This window comes from Bradyrhizobium sp. NAS96.2, assembly GCF_001908235.1.
GTDB lineage: Bacteria > Pseudomonadota > Alphaproteobacteria > Rhizobiales > Xanthobacteraceae > Bradyrhizobium.
In genome coordinates this window covers 20,609-46,972 of record NZ_LGHK01000013.1, presented here as the reverse complement: position 1 = coordinate 46,972, position 26,364 = coordinate 20,609, and the positions used below count along the sequence as shown (strand labels likewise).

Sequence of the window (26,364 nt, the reverse complement as noted above, 5' to 3'; positions counted from 1 at the left end):
GCCAAAGGGGCTTGCCACAGTTATCGCCACAGGTACGTGCTGTATCTGCTCCTGCGACATGCCTGGACAAGCCTAGTTGGACGGTTCTTGCTTTTCGATCTCGCTGGCTCTCACGACGCGGAGCAACGCCATAACCATCTCTTTTTGGTCGGTAATCGGCACGGGCGTTCGAATGAATAGCGACTCAACTTTATTCCATCCGACGTGATGATCCGATGGTCCGTGAGCTAGGTAAGGTGTTGCTTCAGGTGGGGTGCACGCGGTGGTCGCGACCCGGCAGCGGTGTGCGTAGGAAAGGCTGGAATGGTCAACGCACTTTCAGCATCTGTCCACTTGATCAGCGGTCCACATGCGTTCAGCGGGCTGGGCCTGATCAGTAGGGGCAGCATGGACAGCTTTTCGACTCGGCGTCCTTATCATCGGCGCGCGCTCAGATGCGCCAGGCCGGACGCCAGCCGGGCCCTCTCTCTCACGCAGACCTGCGGTCCCGCTTGTTGGCCGCATTTAGCCGCGCCGAGTTCGCGCAAGGTGTGCCCAGCGGTCGCAGCGGCGCGCTGAAAAATACGCCGAGGACTCGCTTCTCACTTCCCGAATGTAGATTTTTCTTGATCTCGCGGTGCACACGTCGTGCACACGCCACCTTCTAGCTAATTGAAAAGCTTAAACTCTCACTCAAGCCAAGAAGATCGAGGCTAATCAATAGTCGTCCGCTTTGCGCCAGTGGCGGTCATTCTGGCCAGCCCTCTTTCGTCATCGCGCTACTCGTTGACAAAGGAGAGAACACTCTCGATTTCTCTACGTCGCGCCTCGAGGAAGCTAGGGAGCTTGAGGTTTCGCCCAAGCATACGCACATGCACATGGACCACGTTGGCGGGCTGCTCGTCGACGGGGTGAAGAACAGGTTGCGTCCGGATCTGCGGGTCCACGTGGCGGCCGCCGAGGTCAAGCTCTGGAGGTCGCCCGATTTCTCCCACACCTCCATGCCGTCTGCCGGACGTGCTTCGGTCGGCCGCCGGGCGGTTCTTGAATGAGTACCACAGCCAGCTGCGGCCGTTCGAGGAGGAGTACGAGGTTGGCGCCGGGGGCGGTCGTCCGTTGCACCGGCGGTCACATCCCCGGGCACAGCGTGGTCCGCCTGGCGTCCGGCGGCGACCGGTTGGCGTTCGCCGGCGGCGCCGTGTTCCCGGTCGGGTTCGACCACCCCGACTGGCACAACGGCTTCGAACACGACCCTGAGGAGGCGGCCCGCGTTCGGGTCCGACTTTTGCGGGAGCTCGCTGCGACCGGCGAACTGCTGGTGGCTTCATATGCCGTTCCCGTCCATCGGCCGGGTGGCGGTCGCCGGCGACGCCTTTCGTTGGGTACCGGCCTTTTGGGACTACTGACCGCTTCTTGGGTTAGAGCCGAACACACGGCAGCGCCACCACGACGGAGGCAGTCCGTCGAGCAATACAAAATAGTCAAGAGAGCCTGAGAGCACTCGCTAAGCGCTACGGGATCAACCAGGAAGCAGCGCGAGACCGTCGCCGATCGTTCGACAGGCCCCAAGGAGGCCAAGTCGACGGTTCTTTCCATCGAGGAGCAGGCGATCATCGTCGCTTTCCGGCGACATACGCTGCTGCCACTTGACGATTGGCTCGAACGGCGCAGGGCGGCTCAACGCGTTTCTACCGCGCCCGGCGCGAGAAGAACGAGATCAGGACCGGCAGCGTCACGAGAATCACGAACGGCGCCAGCATCATGCCCGTAACGACGACCACCGCGAGCGGCTTTTGCACCTGCGAGCCGATGCCCTGCGACAGCGCCGCTGGCAGCAGCCCGACGCCGGCGACCACGCAGGTCATCAGCACCGGCCGCAGCTGTAGCTCGCCAGTGCGGATCACTGCACCGATCCGGTCGAAGCCTTCCTCGATGAGCTGATTGAACTGGGAGAGGATGATGATGCCGTCCATGACCGCGATGCCGAACAGCGCCACGAAGCCGATGGCTGCCGACACGCTGAACGGTATGCCCGTGAGGAAAAGCCCGAGTACGCCGCCGAAGATCGCCATCGGGATCACGCTCATGGCGAGCAGAATCTCGATAATCGAACCGAAATTGAACCAGAGTAGGATGGCGATCAGCGCGAGGCTGATCGGCACCACAATCGACAGCCGCTTGATCGCGTCCTGCAGGTTGCCGTATTCGCCCACCCATTCGAGCCGCGAGCCGGGCGGAAGCTGGACCTGGGCAGCGATCTTCTGCTGTGCCTCTTGGATCACGCCGCCAAGGTCGCGTTCGCGCACTGAGAACTTGATCGGCAGATAGCGCTCTTGCTGCTCGCGGTAGATGAAGGCCGCGCCGGAGATAAGGTTAATAAAAGCGACCTCGCTCAGCGGGATTTGTGTGATACCGTTCGGCCCGTTGACGCCGATCCTCAAGTTCTGGATCGCCTCCGCACTCTTGCGATATTCCGGCTCCAGCCGAACGATGATCGGAAAATGCCGGTCACTTCCCGGCTCGTAGAGATCGCCGGCGCTATCACCGCCGATCGCCACCTTGATGGTGGCGTTAATATCGCCGGGGGCAAGCCCATAACGCGCAGCCTTGGCGCGGTCGATGTCGATCTGGATGGTAGGCTGCCCAAGCGAGGTGAATACCGCAAGATCGGTGATGCCGTGCACGGTCGCCAGCACCGATTTGATCCTTTGCGCGGTGTCGGCCAGCGATTTGAGATCGTTACCGAACAGCTTGATCGAGTTCTCACCCTTCACGCCTGACACCGCTTCGGACACGTTGTCCTGGAGATATTGCGAGAAATTGAACTCGACGCCCGGAAAGCGGTCGTCCAACTGATTGAGTAGCTCGGCGGTGAGTTGTTCCTTGTCGCGGGTGGATGGCCATTCGCTCATCGGCTTCAGCGGCGCGAAGAATTCGGCGTTGAAAAATCCTGTCGCGTCGGTGCCATCGTCGGGGCGGCCGTGCTGCGAGACTACGGCTTCGACCTCGGGGCGGCTGCGGATCAATTTCCGCATGTCGTTGACATAGGTGTTGCCTTCCGCAAGCGAGATAGTCGGCGGCAGCGTCGCGCGAATCCAGAGATTGCCCTCCTCGAGCTTGGGCAGGAATTCTAGTCCCAGGGTGCGACCCAAGACAAATGTCATCGCGGCGAGGCCGATGGCGCCGATCATCACCAGATTCCGGTTGCCGACGGCCCCGTTCAGCACGGGCACGTAGAGCCTATGCAACAGTGCCATCAGCGGCGTTTCGGTTTCGCGCACGTAAGGCGGCAGGATAATCGCGCTCAACGCCGGCGTCACAGTGAAGGTCGCAAGCAGGCCGCCGACCAGCGCATAGGCATACGTTCGCGCCATCGGCCCTGAAGATGTTGCCCTCGACGCCGCTCAAGGTGAACAGCGGCAAAAATGCCGCAACGATGATAGTCGCGGCAAAAAAGATCGACCGGGATACATCAGCGCCCGCGCTGAGGACGGCATGACGTTTCATGTCCATCGCCGTGTCGGTCGAAATATAACCTTCCTCGATCTCCGAGAGAGTCGTGGTTTGCGTCAGCCGCCGGAAGATCGCTTCAACCATGATGACGGTGGCGTCCACGATCAAGCCGAAATCGATGGCTCCGACCGACAGAAGGTTGGCAGATTCCCCGCGCAACACCAGGATGATTACGGCAAAGAACAGCGCGAACGGTATGGTGGCACCGACGATCAGCGCGCTGCGCAAATCGCCCAAGAAGATCCACTGCAACAGCACGATTAGGAGGATGCCGATTACCATGTTGTGCAGCACCGTCGAGGTAGTGAGGTCGATCAGGTCCTTCCGGTCGTAGATCCGCTCGATATGCACGCCAGGCGGCAGGGTACTGGCGCTGTTGATTTTTGCAACAAGCTGCTCGACTCGTTCGATGGTCGGCGTGGTCTGCTCGCCACGCCGCATCAACACAATGCCCTGAACGATGTCATCGTTCTCATCGAGGCCGGCGATGCCGAGCCGAGGCTTCTCGCCGACGGTGACTGTCGCGACATCCTTGACCAGCACCGGATTGCCGCCGCTCTGCGAAATCATGGTCTTGGCGAGATCGTCCATGGAGCGGATCAGGCCGACGCCACGCACGACGGCAGACTGCGAGCCAATATTGACGGTGTTGCCGCCGACATTGACGTTGGAATTGCTGACCGCCTGCAGCATCTGCGGCAGCGTCAGCCCGTTGGCGATCAGCTTGTTGAAGTCGACCTGCAGCTCGTAAGTCTTGGTCTTGCCGCCCCAGCCGGTGACGTCAATCACGCCGGGCACTGCGCGAAAACGGCGCTGGAGAATCCAATCCTGGATAGTCTTGAGGTCGAGCACGCTGTAGTTCGGCGGCCCGACTAGACGGTAGCGGTAGATCTCGCCGATCGGGCTCGCGGGAGAGATCTGCGGCTGCACGTTGCCAGGCAGCGGCGCCAACTGCGCCAGACGATTCAAGACCTGCTGCAGCGCTTCGTCGTAGGTGTAAGCGAAAGAGAACTGCAGCTTGACGTCGGATAAACCGTAGAGCGAGATCGTGCGGATCGTGGTCACGTTCTTTATGCCCGCTACCTGGGTCTCGATCGGAATCGTGATGTAGCGCTCGATCTCTTCCGCCGATAGTCCCGAGCTCTGGGTCACGATATCGACCATCGGCGGTGTTGGATCCGAATAGGCTTCGATGTTGAGCTGCCCAAATGCGATCAGGCCGCCGATCAACACGGCCACGAAGACGCCAACCATCAGATAGCGGCGCTGAACTGCGATGGCGACAAGGCGATCCATTCAGATCAACCTTTCGAACACTGAAGCTTGAAAGTACGCCGCGCGCGGTCGATAGAGACGCTGCCTCTCGATAAATCCGCTCGCCGGGCATCCGTAGCGAACTCGGTCGGCATTTCTTAATGCGGCCCAGGAAACAGGACCTGGCAATCGAGGCGAGCCGTGAAGCAGGGCCACGATCATCATCATCAGCATACACCAATTGCCTCTACCGCATAGTTCTATGCGCGTAGCCGAGCTGATGCTGTACACTACCCTTACGCCAATCTTACAACCGAGGACGGTAGCTCGTTAGAAGTTGTGCTGTCGGGTGGGACGCGATTCGTTGCTTCGCGTGATCTCGGCAACGACGGACCGTGCCCAAGCCAGCCCATATAGGCCAGGTTGTCGATCTGCCCGGCGGTCTAACTGGGCGGCGCGTTGTCGGCCCCCGACCGAAAACGGGCATCGATGGCTGCACCGCGTGCCCAAGAGCCTTGATACTAATTTCGGCCTGCATGCCCAACGATCCAGCGTCGAGCGACGACTTTGGATTGTATTTGGGGAGGAGCTGAGTCCAACCGGGCGATCTCTTCGGCGCGGATTTGCAGGGCGACTTCTAGGCCAAAGTCGAGGCCCGACCGTGATGCCTCTACCGGTGATGCGATTGCAATCACTGACGACGCAACCGCAGTAAACCCGGAGAGCTCTTGGTGATATTCTCAGGGCACAGCATTCATCGCGCGGCCGCTGTGCTCCCGGCCCCTGCCCTGCCCCCCGGAGTACCAAAATTTGTGCCCGTCCTCTTGAACGGTCCCCCTTCTTTTGGGGAAATCGCAAGCGTGACGACGGAGACGTTCGCCACGATGGTTTCCTTGTTCCGGACCGGCGGTCTCAAACCCGGCGCCGGCCCTACTCGGGAAGAGCGCGAGAAGGGCTTCTACGACATCCTCTTTCTGGGCGAGCTGCCGGACGGCAGACACGTCGAGGCGGTCGTCACGGGCGACCGCGATCCGGGCTACGGCTCGACCAGCAAGATGATCGCCGAGAGCGCTCTCTGCCTCGTGCGCGACGTGGAGGGCGAAGGCGGCATCTGGACACCGGGCGCGCTGATGGGTCCGGCGTTGCGCAAGCGTCTGAAGGAGCGCGCCGGCCTCACCTTCAGCGCACGTTGAGGGAACGCTCAGAACTGCAGCGGCGTGCTGGAATATGTGGATCGTAACCAACGAAAGTGCGGCTTGGCGAGCGCGAGCCTCAAATCCGATTCAATGGGGCCCTAACGTGACGAACCCGACACATGTCCCTGCGTCGGCTCTCAGGGGCTGACCGGAAATGGTCGGGGCGCGGCTAAATCGACGCGAATGGAGCAGCCAAGTTCATCGCCTACGATTCGTCTGGTATCGAGGGCTAAGCTGATAGCCGAACCCGCGACTTCGGCCGAAGGGCGACGATTAGCGATCCCGAATATGCGCATTGATCCGGCCAACAGCAGCTCAAGGCCGCGGCCATTCCAAGAGGCGCCGGAAGAGCGTATGGTGGTTCGATGATCCCTTGAACTGGGAGGCCGTCATGCTGTCCATGACGAGAGCACTCCTGCTGCTCGGCGCAATGGCACTGCCCGCTCCCGGAGCTGCACAAACGACGCACGCCCCATCGGCCATTACCCGGACCGTTGTCGCCGCAACCACATTGCCGATTGTGGTCGACGCGCCGCTCCATTTCAAAGCGGTAAGTGTCATCCTGCAGCCAGGCGAGAAGAGCAGCGTGTCGGAGGCCGACAGCATCCTTTACCAGATGTCGGGATCGACCGAGGTGTCGCTTGATGGCGAGACCAAAATGCTCAACACCGGAGAGGGGCGATTTATCGCCAACGGAAAGACAGCGGCACTCACAGCGGGCACCCGGGCGCCGTCGACTTTCCTCCACTTCTTTCTCGTGTCCGCGGCGGGCTTGGGTCGACCGGCCGAGACGCCACCTGCCGCAGTAAAAGAGCTGTATCGCACGGTGCAGTCCATTCCCGACCTGAAGCCGGGCAGCTATGATCTCAATCTCACCCGCGTCACATTTCCGGCACAGATGCCTTCCAACCCGCCACACCATCGGTCGGGCGCAGCTCTTTATTTCATCCTTTCGGGCACCGGAGCGAATACGGTCGACGGTAAGACTGAAACCAGGGGACCAGGCTCCTTGATCTATGAACCGCACACCCTCGTCCACCAATGGGGAAACCCGGGCAACGAGCCGTTGATATTCTTGGCCTTCAACATCAATCCGGAAGGTATGGCTGCCGTGCTTCCGGACACGCCAGTCAGCAAGAAGTAGCTAACGGCATGCTGCCGCCGCATCCGGAGGACGCTCGATTGCACAATTTCCAAGAATCGTCCGAGAGAAGCGGTCAAGGAGACGAAAACGATAACTTCGTCGCGGCGAGCACGAATCGATCGATGTAGCGAGGGGGCTCTTTTGCGAGGGTCATCATGTCAGCGCTCGAGCACGAACACCAACACACTCACGATCATCATCACGCCTGCGCCAACCTCTTCGGCTGCGGCGACGAGAAGGGAACGGGTATCATCCGCGAGGATATAAAGGACGCCGCCTTTGACAGTCGCGCCTCCGATCGCCTCCTCCACATGGACCACGTCGATCAGGCGACTTTTGGTGGCTACTTGTCAGCCCGCGGCCGTTGGCGTCGGAAGTTCCTGCAAGCGAGCAGCTTTATGGGCGTGCTCGCTGCTGTCGAGCCGTGGTTCACCAGCCTTGCGCAGGCGCAGGAGTCTCGTGCCGGGCCTATGCCTCGTTCCCAGCCTGACGGTCGCGTGCACGTGGTTCCCTCGACCAGGGAAACGGTTCGGCTCGGAGTATTCGACGCCACCCTGCCGCCCATTCTTACCATCGAGTCGGGCGATACCATCAGCTTCCCCGATACTTGGTCGCACTTCCTGAATGAAATGCAGCCAGGAGTGCCGGTTGATACCCTGGCGCAGCTGCGCGTCAGCAATCCCGGCAGGGGGCCACATTCGATCATCGGACCGATCGCTGTGAACGGTGCCGAGCCGGGCGACGTGCTGGAAATCCGCTACCAGTCGATCCGTCCCTACGAATGGGGAGCGGTGTTCAACAACCCGGGATCGCTCGGTACCGGCCTGCTGCCGCAGGACTTTGCGCAGGGACAGATCAAGTACGTGGATCTCGACCTTGGCGCCATGACGGGCAAGTTCATGCCCAACATCAGCATTCCATTGAAGCCGTTCCAGGGCACCTTGGGCGTTGCGCCGCCCGACGGCTATTTTCCGCCGTTGAGCCCCGGCGTGACCAGCTCGGTGCCTCCGGGCCCGCACGCCGGCAATCTCGATCTCAGCGAGCTGTCCGAAGGCTCGACGCTCTACATCCCGGTGTGGAAGCCGGGCGCTCTCATCTATACGGGCGATAGCCACGCGGTGCAGGGGGACGGCGAGATTTCGCTCACCGCGCTGGAGACGCGGATGAAAGAGCTGCGCATCCAGGTCATTCTGCACAAGCAGAAGGACCTGGCGTGGCCGGTAGCCGAAACGGACACACATTGGATCGTCATGGGACTCGACAAGGACCTGAACGCGGCGATGACGCTTGCTGCGCGCAATGCGATCAAGTTTCTGGCGACGCGGGCGAAGATCAGCGAGCTCGACGCCTACGCCCTGTGCAGCATCGCCGCAAGCTTCCGCGTGACGCAGGTGGTGGACATCGTGCGCGGCGTTCACGCCCTGATCCCGAAGGCCATCTTCGCTCCCGATCTCAGGCGCGAGATGACAGTGGTATGAGTGGCACGCCTGCCCTCTCGCCTTTGCGCGAGAGGATGCCTATGTGACGGAGTACTTGCAGCGACCCCAATGCGGCTATGGGAGGTACGCTCATGGACGCGCCCAGCAAGGAATTTGCGTTGGCGGGCAGCCTTGAGGAGCTGAAGCTCAAGGGGCGGCTCGTTGTGCATGGCGGCCATCGTCCGATCCTCGTCATCTACGACCGCGGGCGCGTCTTCGCGCTCGACAATCGATGCCCCCACATGGGCTTCCCGCTCGAGCGCGGCAGCGTCGAGGACGGCATCTTGACCTGTCACTGGCACCACGCTCGCTTCGATCTCGAAAGCGGCTGTACCTTCGACCTGTGGGCGGACGACGTGCCGATCTGCCCGGTCGAGGTGCGCAATGGTGACGTCTGGGTAAAGACCACGTTCACGCATGCCGATCTCGCTGCGTACTGGCATCAGCGGCTCACGAACGGCCTCGCCCACGACCTCGGCCTCGTCGTTGCCAAGGCCATGCATGGTCAGCTCGCGGCCGGCGTACCGCAGGCGGAAATCGTACGGGAGGTGGCGCTGTTCGGGGCGCAAAATCGCGACGGCTGGGGCGTGGGTCTTACGATTCTTACGGCACTAGCCAATCTCCTGCCCGTGCTGCCGGAGGAGGAGGCTTATCTCGCTCTCTTCCACGGCGCGCGCCGCGTGGCAGCGGACTGCGACGGCGAGGCGCCGCGGCGGGAACGCGCGCCGCTTGGAAGCCGGCCGGATCCGGCCGCGCTCAAACGCTGGCTGCGGCGTTGGACAAACGTGCGCCATCGCGAGGCGGCCGAGCGCACCCTGCTCACGGCGATTGCGGCCGGCTTCTCCCCGGCTGATCTCGCCGATGCCCTGTTCGCCGCCGAGACCGAGCGGGCTTTCGCCGACACCGGCCATTCGCTCGACTTTATCAACAAGGCGTTCGAGTGCCTTGACCTGGTCGGCTGGCAACACGCGACGGCTCTGCTGCCGACTGTCGTCGGTCAGATGGTAGCTGCCCGTGGTGCCGAGGAATCGACTGCCTGGCGCCAGCCCGTTGACCTTTTTGCGTTGTGTGAGGAATCAACCAGCGATCTCGCGAACCTGTTCGTTGCCGGACGCGGCTCACGTGACTGGTCGGGCCACGCCGCACTTGCTCAAGAGCTGCTCGGTGACGATCCGGCCGGGATCGTTGACGCACTCAAGGAGGCGATCCGCGCCGGTGCCGCGCCTACTGACCTTGGCCAATCCCTCGCGTACGCGGCAGCGCTCAGGGTGGCGCGCTTCGGCAATGCCAACGAGCACGCCGATTGGGAGACGGCGCATCACGTCTTCACTTATGCCAACGCAGTCCACCAAATGTTGACGCGCATCGGGACTGCCAATATCGACACCCGCGTCGCGGCCGTCCGCGGCGTATTGCACGGAGCGACGGCGCTCTACCTTGCTCGCTATCTCAATGTGCCGCCGGCACGCATCCCGGGCGACGCCGGCGAGCGGCTCGATGATCTGCCCGCGGATCCAGAGACGATCGGCGCCGCCTTGCTCGACGCCTTCGACCGGCAGCGACAGGTCGATCTCGCCGCAAACCTGGTGGCACGGCACCTCACGCTCGGCCATTCGCCGCAGGCGCTGATCGTCACGCTCGCGCATGCGGTGCTGCGCGAAGATGCAGGCTTCCATGCCTATCAGATTCTTGAGGCGGGAGTCCGGCAATTCGGCGCGTGGGGCGACACGGACGAGGGCCGGCACATCCTCATCGCGGTTGTCCGCTATCTGGCGGCGCATTCACCGACCGAACGCGCGTCACTGCAAACAGCTGACATCGCCCGGCGCTTGATGCGGGGTGGCGAGCTGCATCACGAAACTGGATCGTCCTGACGTCACGCGCGAAGGGCGATCTGACCTGCCAAAAAGATTGCGCCTGCGAACCGAGCCGCGCTTCCAATCACCATTTTGGCATTGCCTCTGCTTTGCGAACGAGAATGACGCCCGGGTCAGGTCCTGGACAGAACCGCGACAGCACGGCTGACTTGGGGGTCGTCCGACCCGACGGAGGCTGCGCCTGCCTGGACCTCGATCGTCGGCGTCACACCGACGCCCTCCAGGCGCTCGCCATCGACCCGGACATCTTCGACAGCGAGCAGCAGCAAGCCGCGTCCGATGAGGAATGCGGTGGCGGCAAGGACCGCGCCCTCTGTCCGGGTGCCGATGAGTTCGCCCAGCCGGTACTTTTTGAAGCCATAGGCAAGGACCTCCTTGCCGCTGCGCGTACCGCCGTTGATGAGCATCGCGACGGGCTTGCGCCACTTCATATTCACGAATTCGCTAGTACCGCTTCGGGCGGTGACCTGCATCGTTGGCGCCCTGGCGTTGAACAGATCGAGATATTGGGGTTGCGCGCCACCCCAGCCATCCCGCAAATCCCAGATCAGGGCGTCCGCGTCTTTTAGCGCCCCTTGCGACAGCAGGTGTTCAAGAGCACGTTGATAGATGGAGCCCGCATAGCACCAAACATGCACATAGCCGATGCGTCGTCCGTTTGATTCGATGATGCGCGCACTCGACTCCAACCCACGAAGGAACATTTTCGTGGGCTCGAGGTCGATCGGCATGACGGGGACTTGCAGCACAGAGACGCCTCGATGGACCTCCAAGACGACCGATTTGCCAACCTTCCCACGGAAGGACCCGATCGGCTCAAATCCGGTCCCATCAGCCGCGATGATTTCGTCACCGGCACGGAGGCCGGCCTGCTGAGCCGGCGTTCCGTCGATGACGCCGGTGATCGTGTTGCGACCGGTCGCCTCGAAACCTGAAATGATACCGATGCCAGGGTACGAAATGCGGCCGTCTGGAAACGCACGCCGCAGTCCCCGCCGTCGCAGTGCGCCGGCAAAGATGTCTGCAAGCTGATAGTATTCCGGCTCATCCGGCGTATAGAAACGCGTGTGCGAAGCGTGCAGCGCAGACAGCATAGAATTGATGACGCGCGCCAGAGAATCTAGGGAAGTTGCCCGCTGAACGTCGGGAAGATATCTCTCCCGAACCTCCGGCCAATCCAGTTCGTTGTGGCGCGGATCGTAAAAGCGATCACGTACGGTCTGCCAGACTTTCTCGAAGGTCGAGACGCCATCAGCAGGAACGTAGGAGTTGCTGCCCTCTCCCTTGAGAGCCTCCGCGGCGTTCGGGGCCTTCGTAGCCACGGCACACGCCATAACCATGGCCGCCAGTCGCAACACTTGGCGACGCGAAGGCGACGGATCGATAGCCTCTTTCATCGTCTGATCTCGCGGTGAAGCGCCTGCCGGGCGCATTCGCCGGCGATACGATCCCGGCGCGTGACCGAATGATCGCGCTCCGTTGGCGAAAGGAGGCGCTCATTGAGGTCAGGACATGCCAGATCACGATAGCGATCCTGCCACCACGAGGCTACTTCCCGCAGGACCTTCGCCTGTCGGGCCCACGCCTTGTTGAGGATGAAATCGCCGTCAGAACGGGCGTCATGGCGGCGGTTGCGGAATCAGTCGTCCGCCATGGCCGCCAAATCCGTCCTCGCATCGAGAAATCGCCCAACCAGCACTGCCCCCCGAACGGTCCGGCTCGAGCTTAAGAGGGAGACGAGCCCCAGCACAATCAGAAGCACGCCGAGCCAGGTTGCCGTCCACCCTCTCCCGCCGTCGCCCGCCTCGGCGAAGGGAACGGCGACCGGGGTCGCGGGAGGCACGGAGGCGGTAACCGCGTCGCTGGCGGCCGGCGCGGCCGCCAGAAGCGTCTCCACGTCGACCTGGCGCGGCGTAGGATGGTCGGGCGTGAGCTGATCGCTCGCGGGCTTGGCGACGATGGGTGCCGGCGGCACGAGCGCCGCGGCCGCCATAGCGGAGACGGGAGCGGCATCAGCCACTTTGAGCTCGGGCGCGGGCGGCGTCGGGTGGGGCGTTTCCGCCGGCGCGGAGCGCAGCACCTCCGCACGTGCATCCACGACCGCCTTCCGCTTGCGCAGCGCGGTCGCCTCGCGAGTGGCTACACGATCCTTCGCGGCGTGACGATGAACCGGCCTCTTCGCCGTCGCGATCCCCTCAGCAGCCTGGAACCAGCATTTCCGGTGGCCGTCGAAACGATAGACCCAGTGCTGGCCCTCCGCCGTAGACCTGCCGGGTTGCGGCAAGCAGTCCTCTGCGGCGGGAGCGGGCGCAGTGGCCTGCCCGGGAGACGCATTGAACAGGTCGTCGAAGGGATTCGAAGATGCCGGCGACGTCGAGAGACCCGCGAGAAGAAAAGCGGCGAAGCAAAATCGCAAATGACCGGACATGAAAACCCCCGGTGTTGCGCCCCGCCCCGGCACGACCTTTGGCCGCGACCTGGGTCGCAATGCGGCTCAAATCCGGCAACGCGGTGGATTCATTCTGGCGCGGAACTGGGATCCGAGTGCCGACGGCGCGCCTGACTGCACTTATCCACTACCGATCAAATGATGAAGCAGACCCCGGGGACCGCTCGCGGTCAAATCCAACGTCGCCAGCGTGATAGGCAGGTTGAAACGGCGTGGCCCAGCACTTCCAGGATTGAGATAGAGCACCCCACCCGTTGTCTCAATCAGCGGACGATGCGAATGGCCAGAAATAACCACGTTGATCCCACACGCCGCCGGGTCGAGTTGCAGGTCGTGGATGTCATGAAGGATATAGATCGAGTGGTCGCCAAGCCTGACCGTCTCTGTATCAGGATAATTTTCCGCCCACGGCCCGTTATCGACGTTCCCCCTTATTGCGATAACAGGCGCAATCCGGCGGAGTCTGTCGATGATTTCAGGGCGGCCGATGTCACCGGCATGGATGATATGGGCCACCCCGGCCAGCCGTTGCTCGGCTTCGGGACGCAGTATCCCGTGTGTATCCGAGATGACTCCGATTCTAAGCACGGCGCGTGGTCCCGATCGTTAGAACGGCCGTTTGAGTATTTACGAACAACCTCTGTCTGGTGAATACGCAGTAATCAATCTCGGTCGTGTCGCCACCTTCCCGATCCTGCATCAATAAGCCCCGCCGTGATCTCTGGTCCGCTTCGCGCCAACAGCTGCCGCTCTGCTTGTACGCAATTAGCAGAGGCCTTTCCTAGCGAAGAGCGCTGCTCGTGGCGAGCACGATTAGCTCTTAGGCGCACGCGAATGCCCGGCCCTTGCGAGTTCATTCTCAAGATCGTCCCATCTTCAGGGGATCACATCGCTCCAGTGAGAGGCCGCCCGTGCTTGCCGTCTTTGGATTTTTCCGAAGAACCGCCTCGATGCCGGTAAGCTAAGATCTCTTAAGACATACTAACATTCAAAATTCGTGATCCGATTCCGAACGGTGCGCCACTCGGAACAACACAACGAACGTTTATATAATTGAAATTACTGAATAATTATCACTCGACCGATTCAGGGGATTGAAGAATGCACGCTTGGCCTCCCGGACGCGGGCTCAACTGTCCGCGTCGGGATCGACGGCGGCTTCCATGACACGCTCAGAACGGCGCGCCTCGGTAGGACACACCTGTCGAGTCGCTTTCGGGTAGGTTTTGTTCCGCTATATTCCTTATATGGAAAGAAGCATCGGGATGCAGGACGCGTCTTCGGGGGTGTCGTTCGGTGGCGCCGAGCGGCGGCACCTTTCAGTGGTATTTTGCGATTTGGTCGGCTCGACCGCCTTGTCCACCCAGCTCGATCCCGAGGAACTGGCGGATCTGATCGGCCAGTATCAACGCGTCTGCACCGACGCGATCCAGAGCTTTGAGGGCTTCGTAGCGCGCTATCTCGGCGATGGCGTACTGGCCTATTTCGGCTATCCACGGGCCCATGAGGACGACCCGGAGCGAGCCGTCCATGCGGCGCTGGAGGTCGTCGAGGCCGTGGGAAAGCTGGCGTCGAGGGGGAAGCCGCTTCAGGTTCGCGTCGGGATCGCGAGCGGCCAGGTCGTCGTCGGGCAGATCGGCCGCCAATCGCACGACGTCACCGGTGAAACCGCTAATCTCGCGGCGCGGCTGCAGAGCGTCGCCCGCCCCAATCAGGTGATCATCTCAGAGGCGACCCATCTGCTGGTGGGCAATTCGTTCGAGTGCACGGCGCTCGACCCGATCGAGCTCGCGGGCTTTCCGCGCGCCGTCAATACCTGGCGGGTGATCGGCCGGCGCGAACATCTCGACCGGTTCGACCTGCGCCGTGCTGCCGGGCTCACGCCCTATGTCAATCATGTTCCCGAACTCGCGGCGCTCGAGCACGCGTGGCGCCGGACCGAGGCGCATCAGGGCCAGGTGGTGGTGCTATCGGGCGAGGCCGGCATCGGGAAATCGCGGCTCTTGCAGGAATTCAACGAAAGGATCGCGAGCGCGACCGCTATCCGCATCCGCTGGCATGGCTCGCCGTATCTGCAAAACAGCCCGTTGTGGCCGGTGATCCAATATTTCCAGGCCGCGGCGGGCTTCAAGCCGGACGATGATGCGACAGTCAAGCGCGAGAAGCTCGGCGCGCTGCTGGCAAGTGGTCCTGCATTGCCGGCCATGTCGGCAGCGGCAATCGCGGCCACTCTGTCGCTGCCGCCTGCCGACGCCGACCCGCGGCTTGATCCCGATCCCCAACAGCGCAAGCGCGCCACCTTCGCTGCGAAGGCCGACTGGATCGCGCAGCACTGCGCACGAGGCCCCGTGGTGCTGGCCTGCGAGGACCTGCATTGGTTCGACCCGACCACCCGCGAACTGCTCGACCAGCTGATCGAGCAAGCCGCAGGCCTGCCGCTGATGCTAATCCTGACCCAGCGCCCGGAGTTCGAACCGCCACGAGGGGACGGCCCTCACACCATCCGGATCAATCTCGGGCGACTGCGCCAAGAGGACTCGCTGGCGATCGCCCAGCATCTGGTGGCTCATCAGCAGATGCCGGCGGAATTACTGCACCGAATCGTTGCCCGCGGCGACGGCATTCCGCTGTTCATCGAGGAACTGACCAAGACGGCGTCGGAGGCCGGCTTCGACGAGCGCACGACATCGGCGACCATCCCGGTAACACTGCAGGATTCCCTGGTCGCGCGATTGGACCGCCTGCCCGGAGCCAAGGAAATCGCCCAGGTCGGGGCCGCCATCGGCCGGGAATTCTCGTTGACCCTGCTCCACGCCGTGCTGGGGCAGCCCTCGCAGGAGGAAGTGCGCGACAGACTCGACCAATTGGTCAGAGCCGACCTGCTGCACATGCGCACCGAGCAGGCCGATCGCATCTTCGTGTTCCGGCACGCGCTGTTGCAGGATGCGGCCTATGAGACGCTGTTGTGGTCGCGCCGTCGAGAGATTCACGAGCGGATCGCCGATGCGCTTGAGCGACTGTTTCCCGACATCCACGACAACCAGCCCGAAGTCCTGGCCCAGCATTGGGACCGGGCCGGCAGGGCGCGGATAGCGATCAGCCACTGGGAGCGTGCGGCCGATCGCGCCATCGAGCGTTCGGCCTCCACGGAGGCCAGCGCACATCTGGGCCGCGCGTTGCATCTGATCGAAGGCCTACCCGAGGATGCGGCGCGGGATGCCCTCGAACTGCCGATCGTGCTCAAGCATGGCGCCGTGATGCGGGCGATCCAGGGACCCCACGGCGAAGGCGCGGGACAATCGTTCGAGCGCGCCCGCGAGTTGAGCCGGCGCACCGGCGACAGGCAGGCGCTGATCCAGGCCCTCGCCGGGTTGTTCGGGTATCATCTGGTCGGCGCCCGCAACGAGGCCACCGGTGAGATCGCCCGCGAGTTGCTCGCGATGGCCGAAACGAGCGGTGACCGGTTTTCCCTGGTGCTCGGCCATCGCGCGGTCGGAATGCTCGCGTTGCACACCGGCGAACCAATCAAGGCCCGCGTCCATCTCGAACGCGCCATGAGCTTGTACGACGCCGAGACGGACGGCCCGCTGGCCTTCGTTTATGGGACAGACCACGGGCAAACGATTTCGAGCTTCCTCGCCATGACCCTGTGGGTACTGGGTCTGCCCGATGCAGCGATTGCGCAGGAAGGTTGGGGCATCGCACACGGCACGCGCCTCAATCACCGCTACAGCTTGGCGCAGACCGAGATGTTCCGGATTATTCGCAGCGCGTTCGCGCGCGACTGGGATGCTGTGGCCAAGATCGCGAAGCAGACCTACGACGTCGGCATCCGGAATTCGTTCGGACTTCCGACCCAGATGGCGCAATTCCACCTGGCCTTCTGCCGGACGGTGCACGGGGACAGGGACCCCGAGGTGCTGGACACTATGCAGGCCGTGCTGCAGACCCGCCACGGCACCAATTATTATCCACTCTATCTGCTGATGACGGCCGAGGCGCTGGCCATGTGCGGCAACCTCGCCGAAGCGATCGAGACGATCGTCAAGGCGAGAGAGGTCGCCCTATCGACGGGTGAACGGCTGCTCGCGCCGGAGCTGTTGCGCTTTCAGGCCACGCTGCTGCGCGACAGCAACGTGGCAGAGGCCGAAGCGCTGCTCCGCGCCGCGCTCGCCGAGGCTCGCCAGCAGAGCGCGCGCGGCTGGGAGCTGCGCGCCGCTGTCAGCCTTGCCGATCTGCTAGCGGCAACCGGACGCAAAGCGGAGGCGCGTGACATCGTCGCTGCCGTCCGCGCGGCGTTCAATCAGGGCGCCACGACGCCCGACTTGCGGATGGCGGACGAACTGTTGGCATCACTGGACCGGTAGATGAGCTGTCGTCGTCAATCAGTACATCGTGACGGACTAGCCAGTTGAGCAGCGCACGTGCGGTCGCCTCGGGCATCATCGAACCCCACCGCGCCAGAATGTCTGGGACGCGATACACATGCTCGATCGACGTGATCGCGCCGGACAGGGCGATGCCTTCCGCGAAGGCGGTGGGTTCACCCAACCGGGGATGGATCAGCGCCGAGCGCCGCCGCACGACGTCCCCCTCGATCGCGGGATGATCGACCAGATGCGCGTCGGGGGATAGCCGCACGCGCGACGGCAAGGTTCGGCGGCCGGGCTCAATGCCGGCCGATGTCCGGCGCGCGCCGACTCGCTCGTGCCAGAACGGCGAAGCCCCGCTCCCCGTCTCGGCGTAGAAAGCGGCCGATGTCTCGCGATGCCGCGTTGCAATCGCGTGCGTCGCATGGCGATAGAATTCGACGGCGGCCTCGCGATCGCCGCCGGACAAGATCGTATTGGCCACCACACTGCCCTGCAGGGCCGAGCGAACCGCGCTCTGCACGCCCTGCGACGACAACGGATCCATTGCCAAACACCGATCTCCGATCCTGATCATGTTTCGCGTCACGGGCTCGATCCCCACCCGGCAACTCGCATCGCGCGCGCGAACCGGATCGACCAAGACTCCCGCATCGCATCCCGAAAACAGCTTCGCGCCGCGCAAGATCGCGCGGTAGCGCGCCTCGCGCGACGCGGGACTCAAGCCAGTGCAATCGGCCGTCCGCTGGAAAACCTGGACGACCAACGAGCCGTCGGCGAGCGGCGCGCCCCAGAGCCAGGCGTCGTCGGCCGCTTCGATGCGCATTTGAGGCTGCTCCGCTAACGCGACGCCGCGCCAACGCGCGCACAGCGCGACCGTCGTGGCACCAAGCGGCCGACTGCCGGCCGCGCGGCGCCCTCGTGCGTCGACGAGGAATCGGGCCGCGACCCGCACAATGCCCGCACCGGTTTCGACCTCGAGATCCCAGCCCTCGGGTGTTTCGTCTCGCCGACGCAACCGCGCCGGACACATGACATCGACGCCTGTCTCAGCCGCAATGTCGACGAGCGCCGGATCGAACCGGCCGCGGTCGACCATGACCACGCTGGTCGACCGTGCCGTCGCGTCGCCATCACCCCATCTCTGCACGATCTCGTCGCAGCGCAGCGCGTCCCGCTCGGCTACAGCGGAGCCGAAGCCAAGCTGGTGCAGAAGACGCAGCGTCGTCACCGGCAACGCTTCGCCGACGACCGGACGCAGCGGTCCGCGGGCTTCAATCAGACAGGTATGAAAGCCCATCCGGCGGAGCTGCCGCGCAGAGATCGCGCCGGCCGGTCCGCCGCCAATGACGGCAATGTCTGTGCTCAGGCGATTCAGCGTGCGCTTCCCATCTGTGCGAAGAAGTCCGGTCGGCGGTCAGAGATGCGGACATAGGCCTGCAGGCAGAAGGTGAGCCATCCACGGATCAGGTCGCAAGCTGGGCGGCCACGATAGATCACCTCGTGGTGACATCCGCCGCCGCAGAGATACCTGGCCCAGCAGAAGCGACAAGGATCCTGCCGGTGCACGTGGCGGTCGGCGAGCCAGGCATTCCGCCGGCCGTGGTCGACTCCGTCGGTGATCGTGCCCATGCGGCCTGCGTCATCCTCGACAAAGCGATGACAGGCGAACAAACCGCCTTCGGCCGAAACACCCATATAGCCCGCGCCGGCACCGCACGGATAGGGCCGGTGAGTCCCGCGATGCAGCTCGCGCAGCGCGTCGATGAGATTGGCGAACGGATAATGCCCGCCGGCGGAAATCCGGCTCTCGCACTGCCTCCCACAGTCAACCAATTCATCAAGCAAGGTTTTGAGATCGCCCCGCTGCATTTCCAGCTTCGACGAAGGCGAGCTCAGCATGGGCGAGAAGCCAACCATGCCGAATCCCAATCCGATCAACTCGTCCAGGGTGCGGCGCAGCTCGAGATTGAGCGGTGTCACCGTGACGCGTGCCGACATCTGCATCCGGCCTGGCTTCTCCAGAAGCGGTGTGATCCGCGCGAGGATACGCTCAAAACTGCCGCGGCCATCGCGGAACGGCCGCTGGCGGTCATGCGCTTCGCCGATCCCGTCAAGGCTGACCGTCACCGAAAACGCATGCTCGTCGAACAGGTCACGATCCTCGATGCCAAGCAGCGTGCCGTTGGTGGTGATCGAGAAGCCGACGCCGACACCGCGCCGCTCAGCCTCCGTAGCGGCAAACCGAGTGGTCCGCGCGATCAGCGGCCGGTTGATCAGCGGCTCGCCGCCGAGGAAGGCGATGTTGACCCTGTCGCCCGGCGCGGCCTGATCGAGCAGCTGCAACACGGCATCGCGCGCGACCGGCCATTCCATGCGTTTCGACGGTGCGCCGAAGCTGCCGCCTTGCGCATAGCAATAGCCGCACGCGAGGTTGCAGGTCTGCGTCACCGCCAGCGACAAGGAGCGCATCGGCGGATCGCTGATCGGTGAATCGTCGATATGCTCGAGACCGCCCAGTCCGTAGCGCGCAAGCAATGCGTCGATCGCCGTGTCGCCGGCGATCATCGCGCTCCTGAGCTCCGCGTCGAGCCCGGGCGGCAGGTCGTAAATGCGGCTGCCGTCCACGACCAGCAGATGGGCACCCGAGGCGGTCTCGAAGCGCTGAACCGAGGCAGACACGGCGTCAGCTCCTCGGATCGAGGAACGGGATTCCGAGGCCTTGCTGCGCGAGTTGCTCGGCGCTCGCCTGCAGCCGCACCATCGCCGCACGGGCGTCGGTGATGCCCTTGTCGGCGCTCGGCATGTCGCCACGCGCTTCCGCGTTGTAAGCGCTGGCAAGGTACCGGCGGATGGCGTCGAACTCGGCGAGCGCGCCGCGCGTTTCCGGCGTGCTCTGAGGCGTCACGGAACGCAGGTAAGGGTATTCGCCGTGCGCGTCCCGCGGATATTTGCTCAGGATGCGCTGCACGTTGCAGAAATTCCTGTAGTGCTCGCCGCCTTCGCCGTCGATGCGCAACGCGATCTCGAAGACCGCGCGCGGATATTTTTCGTCCTTGAGCGTAGCAACGCATTTCTCGTAGACGCCGGTCAGATAGCCGCTCGGACGTTCGAGCTGAACGAAGTCCTTGAGCACATCCGGCGTAAGCGGGGCCAGCCTTGTCGCCCGGTCGGCGATCCGGATCCGGTTCGACCAGCTCACGACCGGGGTGTAGTGCCAGCCCGGATTGATGCCGTCGCGATCGAGCAGCCACAGCATCTGGTTGACCCAGCGCAGATGCGTCATCTCGCCGACCGCGACCATCAGGATGGATTGACGGACCGCGCGCAAATCGTCGGCCAGCGACGGCCAGGCCGGATCGGTGGCCTCGTCCGGATGCCGCAGCGAGAACAGGGCGTAGAGATATTCGATGACAAGCGCCATCTCCATTCCCGCGAGTTCGTTCTCCAGTTCCCTGATCAGCCAGGCCGCATCCTGATGAGGCTCGCCCCATTTCGGAAGCGGCGGCCGATACGGGCGGTCGATTTCATGTCCCTCCAGAACGAATGGCAACTTCTCCCAACTCTGATTGATCTCGTAATGATCGATCTGGTACACGCGATTTTCGGCAATCGTTGCGGAAGCCGAGACTTCCGACGATCCGTCGCGACGGCGCAGCCAGTCGAGGCGCTGCGCAGCGGCCGGATCGCGGGCATCCGAGGGATTGTCGCTCATCAAGGGACCGCCGGTGACCACGTCGGGATGGTTGGAGGCCCAGTAGTGGCAGGCGCAATCGCGAAAATCGTGAGTCCATGGATTGCACATCGACTGGGTGAACTCGCCGGGCCGGAACGCCTCGTCGAACAGGCCAGCGGCGTTGACATATTGCCGGCGGTAGCCGCTCAGCACGACGACCTGCGCCGGCCCGGGCGCCGGCGGATCGCGCCGCTCGATTCCGATCTCGACACGACCTGCCTCGAGCCCGCGCACCAGCCGCCAGACCGTGTAGCCGTCGAGATAGTTGCCCTGGGTATCGCGCATCGGCAGGCGTCTGCCGTTCTGCTCGATCCAGTCGAGATACCAGCGGCCCGACATGAAGGTCGTGGCGAGCGGTCCGCCATACTGGTCGAGCAGGTTCTGCACCCACGGCTCGCGGCTCGTTTCCGGCAGCATCGGATCGAGCAGATAGTCGGTATAGAGCAGCCGCGCGCCATGCTGGTTCGGAATGGCATCGGGCGCCGGGTATTTCGGCGGCACAATGAACTGGAACACAAGCCCGGGGAAAAACCGACAGTCCAGAATACGCACGTCGAACTCGAGTCCGGGAAAACAGTTGGCGACACCGGACTCCATCATGGTTGTGACCGGATTGCCGATCACCTTACTGGCCGCCAGGGCCGCTCGCGCGGTGAGATTGCGCGGAAATATCTTGTCTCCACTCATCGCCTTGCTCCCGAGTTGATCGCGCTTGTTTGGCTGCATTCCGGCGGGGCCGTCGACCGCAGATAGGCGATGACGCCGATCAGCAAATGATACTGTCGCCACGACAGCGAGAGCGGCTGCAGGTTGGCGTCGCGCATATAGGGCGGCATCCGCATGTCATGCAGCTGATCGCGGAAGACACGAGGGTCGCGGAAATGCGGATCGGCCTCCGCGTTGGGCTCGACAGGAATTTCGTGCAGCCGGCCGAACGGCGGCCGGATCACGCGCTCGACCGCGTCAGCGCGGCGGCGCAGGAAGTCGATCAGCACCGCTTCATCCTTCAGCGCCGCATGCACGTGCGTGATCACGGCCGTGTAGGGCAGCGGCAATTCAGAGCCGGCCCCGCTGAACCGCGACGGCGCCTGGGGTGCGAGTGTGGGGAGACGATCGACGTATGGTGTGTCCTCCGCCGTCATGCTCTCCCCGCCGGCGCGCGGCTCGTCGCGACCGGGCGGCCCGACATGCTTGCCGAGACGAACTCGATTCTCCTGCAGCGCGCGGGTGCGGATCGCATCGAGGTTGAACAGACTCGCCGTCTCGAACGCGCGATGGAAGAGATCGACGATCTCCTCCTTGCTGACCTTGAAGGTCTCGGCGTCGACGGTAGGCAGAGGCGGCAGCTCGCGATCGGCGATGTCGTCGCCGATGCTGAAAAACGGCCGGCGATCGGGCGCAAAATCTGGCGGCGAGCTGAACACCCGCGCGGCGGCGCGGAAGCGCCGGCCGTGCACGGCAAGAGTCGCGACGATCAATCCGTCGCTTGTGTCGTCGACGCAGCCCCAGGACTGGAAATTGCCGACGGCGGCACCATCATAGCCATCCTGCGGTTGCGGATCCTCGAAGTGGCCGTTCATCATGATGTACCTCGACCACATGGTGGCCGGATTGAGGATGCGCCGCTCCGGCGGGACGATCTCATGGACGCGGCCGAACTGGATTCCGGCGGCCTCGTAAACGCCCGGCATCACCTGCGGCGCAGGTCCGTTGACGGCCGTGGGCGGACCGTAGACGAGGCCCGCGGGGGGCGTAAAGCGCACGCGCAGGATGCTGCGGTCGACGCCCCTGCCCTCATCCTTGTTTGGGACCGGCCGTATCACCTGAAAGGTACCAAGTGGGATCGGGCGCTCCGGCCGCACCAGAGGCTCCTGCCCCGCGGTATGCGGGCTGAACGCCAGCAGTTCCTGCCGGCGGTGATTGTCGCCCGCGACCATGACACGCGCCGAGAAGGCGCAGGCGGAATCGGCGGCCCGGCGGGCGGCCTTGTGGTTGGCGAGCGTGATCTCATAGGAGACGTTATGCGGAGTGGCGCCGAGGTGCTTCAGCAGGTCGAGCGTAACCGGGACATCGACAGTTCCGCCCTCGCGCGACTGCATCTTGGCCCACAATTCGAAAAACGGCGCGACCGGCCTGATCCGGCCAAGCTCGTCCTTGAAATCGATCTCGTCGGGCAGATACGGCGCGACCGAGTCGTCCGGCTCGACGCGCAGCGACAACGCGGGCGTGATGATCGTCTCGTTGGCATCGTGGCGGGTATTGGCTTCGGCCCAGGAAAAACTCGCGAGCGGTGCGTCGCTGCTGCCGAGCCGGCCGATCGCCATCGGCGGCAGGAAGAAAAGTTCGAGCATACTGTCCACGGATTTCGCCCCCCCTCAATCGATCAAAATGCCCGCTATAAGCATACCTCTCGCTGACGCGCGCCCCCCGTTGGACGTCTGCGACGCCGCGACACCCACTCAGACCGGGTCTGCCTCCGACTCGATGCCGTCAAGAAGGCCGGTCAAAGTGCTGACAGGATCGGTCGCGGACAGGGACGGATCGGCGGAAATGCCTTGGGCGCTGCGGAAGAATGTTCCCGGATCGTATTTGCGCTTGACCGCCAGCAGGTCATCGAAGACGTCGCCCCAATAGCGCCGCCGATAATCGGTCTGCGCCAGCCGCGGATAGTTCTGATAGGATTGGCCGTTACAGAAGCGCTCCATGAAACGCATAAAGCGATCGAGGAACGTAACGGCATCGACACGTTCCGGCTCATTCATCCAGAACACATCGAGATAGACGTCCATGTCGACGCGGCGGTGCACGAACGCCATATCGTGCTCGTGACGCTCCGAGATCGCGCCGCCATAGTGCTCCATCGCCAGCATGCTCGAATTATTCGGCGTCTCCAGGAACTGCTCGATCACCTCCTGCCAGTCATCCGGCCCGAGCGGCCGTGCCACATATCCGCTCTGCTTGTCCTCGCGCGCGAGATCCGGGACCTGCGGCAGGTCGGGCGTCGTGCTGACAAGGTAATGCATCATCTCGGCATAGGAGCCGCTGCGGTCGTTAATCCATTCGGCACCAGGCACATCGAGCAGCGGCTGCAGCAGCGCCTTGCCACGTTCGGCGGGGCCGACATACATGCCGCGGATGATCAGATACGGCATGTCGCCCTGCCAGCCGAGGAAGGTCATGTAGCCGAGTTCCTTGGGCGCCTTGCGGGTGAACTCGCTCTGGATGATCGACAGCAGCCGCGCCGCGCGGACGGTATCGTCCGAACCTGCGCGCAGCGGCCATTGCAGGCGGAAGGCCCAGACGCTCTTCACCTCGTGCAGCCGGTAGGTGATTTCGAGCAGGATGCCGAAATTGCCGCCGGTGCCGCCACGTACCGCCCAGAACAGGTCGCGGTTGACCTTGTCGTCGGCGACGACGATGCGCCCGTCGGCCAGCATGACGCGGATCGCAACCACGTTGTCGCAGTTCAGGCCGAAGCAGCGCGAGGTGTAGCCGAAGCCGCCGCCCTGCATGAAACCGGCCACGCAAACATCGTGGCAGCTGCCGCCGGGAACGTGCAGATGATAGATGTCGAGCGCGGCGTTGAGATGCCCCATATTGGTTCCGGCGCCGACCACGGCCGTGTGTGCCTTGGGATCGACAATGACGTAGCGCAGCCGGCTGAGGTCGATCACCATGTCGTCGTTGACCGATAGGCCGGCGGTGCTGTGGCCGCCCGAACGCACCGCGACGGTCAGACCGCAGCGCTGCGCAAAGGCAAGGCACTGGCGAATGTCGGAAAAGACCTCGCAATAGACGATGAGTTGCGGGAAGCTCTGGAAGGCATTGTTGGCGAGCTGACGGTCCTGCTGGTAGCCGGCGTCGGTCGGCAGGACAATGTCGCCCTGGACCTTCATGGTCAGGGCGGCAAGGTCGTCCTTTGTAAATCGGGGGTCTAGAGAGATTCCGCCCGCCCAACCCTGGACACGAAGCGCCTTCTCTCTCTCTCTGCGCCCCAGCGATTTCATGACCACCCTGCCCCCGTACCTGCCAATTTACCTACATCATCCCCAAGTCGGCCGGAACAGTGTGAACCAGCTCACATTGTCCAAATCATTTTCGCCGGTCTGCGATGCAGCTACGTCGCGACTGTCCATTTTGCGAATTTCAATGCCTTCGCGCGCCCAATGATCGGCAGGCTCGATTGCGGCAGGACCAATACGCCATGGCCCCGCGCCCGCTCAATCATCGACGCGGTCGCAAGTCAGTGCCAGAGCGATCCGGATTACGACGGAGGCATCCGGATTAAGCTTGCAATTTCCTCCCATCGCCCTGTTCAAAACAGGCCGTCGAGGACCGAGTTAAGCGGTGACTTAAGGGGTCCTGCTGGCTCGAAATTGGCCTTTTGCAGGTTCGTAGTAAGAACGCCTTTCCCGAATAGCGGCCCCATTGACAAAAAAATCGCAGGTGGGGGGCCGGGTGGGAACGACAGAATCAAAAATCTATTTTTTTGATATTTTTCAGACGAATATTCGAAAAACTTGGCGGAGAGAGTGTCAGTCAATCCCCATTGAAAGATAAAGCATTTTCGACCTTACCGGGCCAAAACCCACCGTTTTAGCTACCGGTGGAACCGAGTTTCTCTCCACGCGAACACGCCCAGTTTGCAATCGCGAACTCTCTTCGGCGCTTTGCTGATCTATCGATAACTTCGCCTGTCAGCCGAACCTGTCGTGGCTCATCCCAATTCTAGTCCAGCCTTCAATTTCCGTGGGCGATCGATGGCTGAGAGAGCCATAGCGGTAACGTAACGCGGAGTAAGGAGGGCCGCCGTGGCGTGCTTGCGTGTGCTTGCAACACCCGATTGTCGCGATTGCTTGAATGATTCGTTCCGGCATTTCCGGCATTCATGGGTCGGCGGTTACCCTCCGAAGGCAAAGTTCGGCTTCACCGCTGCAGTCCGGACTCAGGTCAGATCTCGCAGATCCGCTCGTTCGATCCGAACGCGGAAGAATCCGTGTTCTTCCCCGGGTGGTCGGCGGCAATCGCAAACTTGTCACTCGCGGTCCCTATCAGTTCACCCGTAACCAAATGTATCTGGGTCTGGTCATTCTCGCCCTGGGCATTGCCGTATGGATCGGAGCCTGGCCGATGTTCATGGCGCCCCTTGCTGTCTTCGCCACTGTCAATTGGGTCCACATCCCCTTCGAGGAAGCCAAGATGCGCCGCCAGTTCGGCGCGCTTATGACGGCTATGTCGCTCGGGTGCGGCGCTGGGTGTGAGAAGACGGCACCGGCATATTTGTCCGCCTATGGGCCATTCCTCGATCTCGGCCTATCTGCCTTTGCGTCGCTCTTGGGGGCCGAACGGACATGATCAATTTTTGAGT

At 63.0% G+C, this 26,364-nt stretch carries 14 protein-coding genes and 3 pseudogenes; 8 read left to right on the top strand and 9 right to left on the bottom strand.

The genetic code is table 11. The features are described from left to right. Nucleotides 1-845 precede the first annotated feature (845 nt). Nucleotides 846-1,385 (top strand): annotated as a pseudogene (locus AC628_RS02665) (MBL fold metallo-hydrolase); the annotation flags it as partial. Between the two features lie 64 nt (nucleotides 1,386-1,449). Next, a pseudogene (locus tag AC628_RS02660) lies at nucleotides 1,450-1,639 on the top strand (IS481 family transposase); the annotation flags it as partial. Between the two features lie 28 nt (nucleotides 1,640-1,667). Here AC628_RS02660 and AC628_RS02655 read toward each other — a convergent pair. Continuing rightward, nucleotides 1,668-4,788 (bottom strand): annotated as a pseudogene (locus AC628_RS02655) (efflux RND transporter permease subunit). 818 nt (nucleotides 4,789-5,606) lie between these two features. Here AC628_RS02655 and AC628_RS02650 point away from each other — a divergent pair. The 4 genes from AC628_RS02650 to AC628_RS02635 all read left to right on the top strand — a co-directional run bounded on the left by AC628_RS02650 (nucleotide 5,607) and on the right by AC628_RS02635 (nucleotide 10,438). Next, a complete protein-coding gene (locus AC628_RS02650) occupies nucleotides 5,607-5,939 on the top strand; it encodes a hypothetical protein (RefSeq protein WP_502689528.1) in 333 nt (110 codons plus the stop codon). Between the two features lie 394 nt (nucleotides 5,940-6,333). Beyond that, nucleotides 6,334-7,086 carry a cupin domain-containing protein gene (locus AC628_RS02645; RefSeq protein ID WP_074125211.1) on the top strand — a complete coding sequence of 251 codons (753 nt, stop codon included), beginning with the start codon at nucleotides 6,334-6,336 and terminating at the stop codon, nucleotides 7,084-7,086. Nucleotides 7,087-7,241: 155 nt separating this feature from the next. Then, the gene (locus tag AC628_RS02640; RefSeq protein ID WP_074125210.1) at nucleotides 7,242-8,564 is read left to right on the top strand and encodes an acetamidase/formamidase family protein; all 1,323 of its coding nucleotides are present in this window, start codon (nucleotides 7,242-7,244) and stop codon (nucleotides 8,562-8,564) included. Between the two features lie 92 nt (nucleotides 8,565-8,656). Further along, the gene (locus AC628_RS02635; protein WP_210190150.1) at nucleotides 8,657-10,438 is read left to right on the top strand and encodes a Rieske (2Fe-2S) protein; all 1,782 of its coding nucleotides are present in this window, start codon (nucleotides 8,657-8,659) and stop codon (nucleotides 10,436-10,438) included. Nucleotides 10,439-10,554: 116 nt separating this feature from the next. Here AC628_RS02635 and AC628_RS02630 read toward each other — a convergent pair whose 3' ends face one another. The 3 genes from AC628_RS02630 to AC628_RS02620 form a co-directional block, all read right to left on the bottom strand. After that, a complete protein-coding gene (locus tag AC628_RS02630) occupies nucleotides 10,555-11,838 on the bottom strand; it encodes a S41 family peptidase (protein WP_074125208.1) in 1,284 nt (427 codons plus the stop codon). Between the two features lie 242 nt (nucleotides 11,839-12,080). Next, nucleotides 12,081-12,869, bottom strand: a complete 789-nt coding sequence (locus AC628_RS02625) for a hypothetical protein (protein WP_074125231.1) — start codon at nucleotides 12,867-12,869, stop codon at nucleotides 12,081-12,083. Nucleotides 12,870-13,010: 141 nt separating this feature from the next. Beyond that, nucleotides 13,011-13,478: a metallophosphoesterase family protein gene (locus AC628_RS02620; RefSeq protein WP_074125207.1), complete on the bottom strand. Its 468-nt coding sequence runs from the start codon at nucleotides 13,476-13,478 to the stop codon at nucleotides 13,011-13,013. Between the two features lie 677 nt (nucleotides 13,479-14,155). Here AC628_RS02620 and AC628_RS02615 point away from each other — a divergent pair. Next, nucleotides 14,156-17,257, top strand: coding sequence for an adenylate/guanylate cyclase domain-containing protein (locus AC628_RS02615; RefSeq protein WP_168193293.1), 3,102 nt, complete (start codon nucleotides 14,156-14,158; stop codon nucleotides 17,255-17,257). Here AC628_RS02615 and qhpG read toward each other — a convergent pair. The 5 genes from qhpG to AC628_RS02590 form a co-directional block, all read right to left on the bottom strand. Next, nucleotides 17,190-18,617, bottom strand: coding sequence for a flavin-dependent monooxygenase QhpG (gene qhpG / locus AC628_RS02610; RefSeq protein ID WP_283806532.1), 1,428 nt, complete (start codon nucleotides 18,615-18,617; stop codon nucleotides 17,190-17,192). The two genes, AC628_RS02615 and qhpG, sit on opposite strands and share 68 nt — an antisense overlap. Nucleotides 18,618-18,634: 17 nt before the next feature. Beyond that, a complete protein-coding gene (locus AC628_RS02605) occupies nucleotides 18,635-19,723 on the bottom strand; it encodes a radical SAM/SPASM domain-containing protein (protein ID WP_210190149.1) in 1,089 nt (362 codons plus the stop codon). A 223-nt stretch (nucleotides 19,724-19,946) separates the two neighbouring features. Continuing rightward, nucleotides 19,947-21,683, bottom strand: a complete 1,737-nt coding sequence (locus AC628_RS02600) for a ferritin-like domain-containing protein (RefSeq protein ID WP_074125230.1) — start codon at nucleotides 21,681-21,683, stop codon at nucleotides 19,947-19,949. Then, nucleotides 21,680-23,347: a hypothetical protein gene (locus AC628_RS02595; protein ID WP_074125204.1), complete on the bottom strand. Its 1,668-nt coding sequence runs from the start codon at nucleotides 23,345-23,347 to the stop codon at nucleotides 21,680-21,682. The genes AC628_RS02600 and AC628_RS02595 overlap by 4 nt, the downstream gene beginning before the upstream one ends. Before the next feature lie 108 nt (nucleotides 23,348-23,455). Continuing rightward, the gene (locus AC628_RS02590; protein ID WP_074125203.1) at nucleotides 23,456-24,892 is read right to left on the bottom strand and encodes an FAD-binding oxidoreductase; all 1,437 of its coding nucleotides are present in this window, start codon (nucleotides 24,890-24,892) and stop codon (nucleotides 23,456-23,458) included. Nucleotides 24,893-25,856: 964 nt separating this feature from the next. Here AC628_RS02590 and AC628_RS45105 point away from each other — a divergent pair. Next, complete coding sequence (locus AC628_RS45105) at nucleotides 25,857-26,351, top strand: methyltransferase family protein (RefSeq protein WP_245320997.1); 495 nt, start codon at nucleotides 25,857-25,859, stop codon at nucleotides 26,349-26,351. Nucleotides 26,352-26,364: the final 13 nt, after the last annotated feature.

Excerpts from the sequence above, each read along its gene's own strand:
- AC628_RS02645 (WP_074125211.1), top strand. The coding sequence starts at position 6,334 with ATGCTGTCCATGACGAGAGCACTCCTGCTGCTCGGCGCAATGGCACTG.
- AC628_RS02640 (WP_074125210.1), top strand. The coding sequence starts at position 7,242 with ATGTCAGCGCTCGAGCACGAACACCAACACACTCACGATCATCATCAC.
- AC628_RS02635 (WP_210190150.1), top strand. The coding sequence starts at position 8,657 with ATGGACGCGCCCAGCAAGGAATTTGCGTTGGCGGGCAGCCTTGAGGAG.
- AC628_RS02630 (WP_074125208.1), bottom strand. The coding sequence starts at position 11,838 with ATGAAAGAGGCTATCGATCCGTCGCCTTCGCGTCGCCAAGTGTTGCGA.
- AC628_RS02625 (WP_074125231.1), bottom strand. The coding sequence starts at position 12,869 with ATGTCCGGTCATTTGCGATTTTGCTTCGCCGCTTTTCTTCTCGCGGGT.
- AC628_RS02615 (WP_168193293.1), top strand. The coding sequence starts at position 14,156 with ATGCAGGACGCGTCTTCGGGGGTGTCGTTCGGTGGCGCCGAGCGGCGG.
- AC628_RS02600 (WP_074125230.1), bottom strand. The coding sequence starts at position 21,683 with ATGAGTGGAGACAAGATATTTCCGCGCAATCTCACCGCGCGAGCGGCC.
- AC628_RS02595 (WP_074125204.1), bottom strand. The coding sequence starts at position 23,347 with ATGCTCGAACTTTTCTTCCTGCCGCCGATGGCGATCGGCCGGCTCGGC.
- AC628_RS02590 (WP_074125203.1), bottom strand. The coding sequence starts at position 24,892 with ATGAAGGTCCAGGGCGACATTGTCCTGCCGACCGACGCCGGCTACCAG.
- AC628_RS45105 (WP_245320997.1), top strand. The coding sequence starts at position 25,857 with ATGATTCGTTCCGGCATTTCCGGCATTCATGGGTCGGCGGTTACCCTC.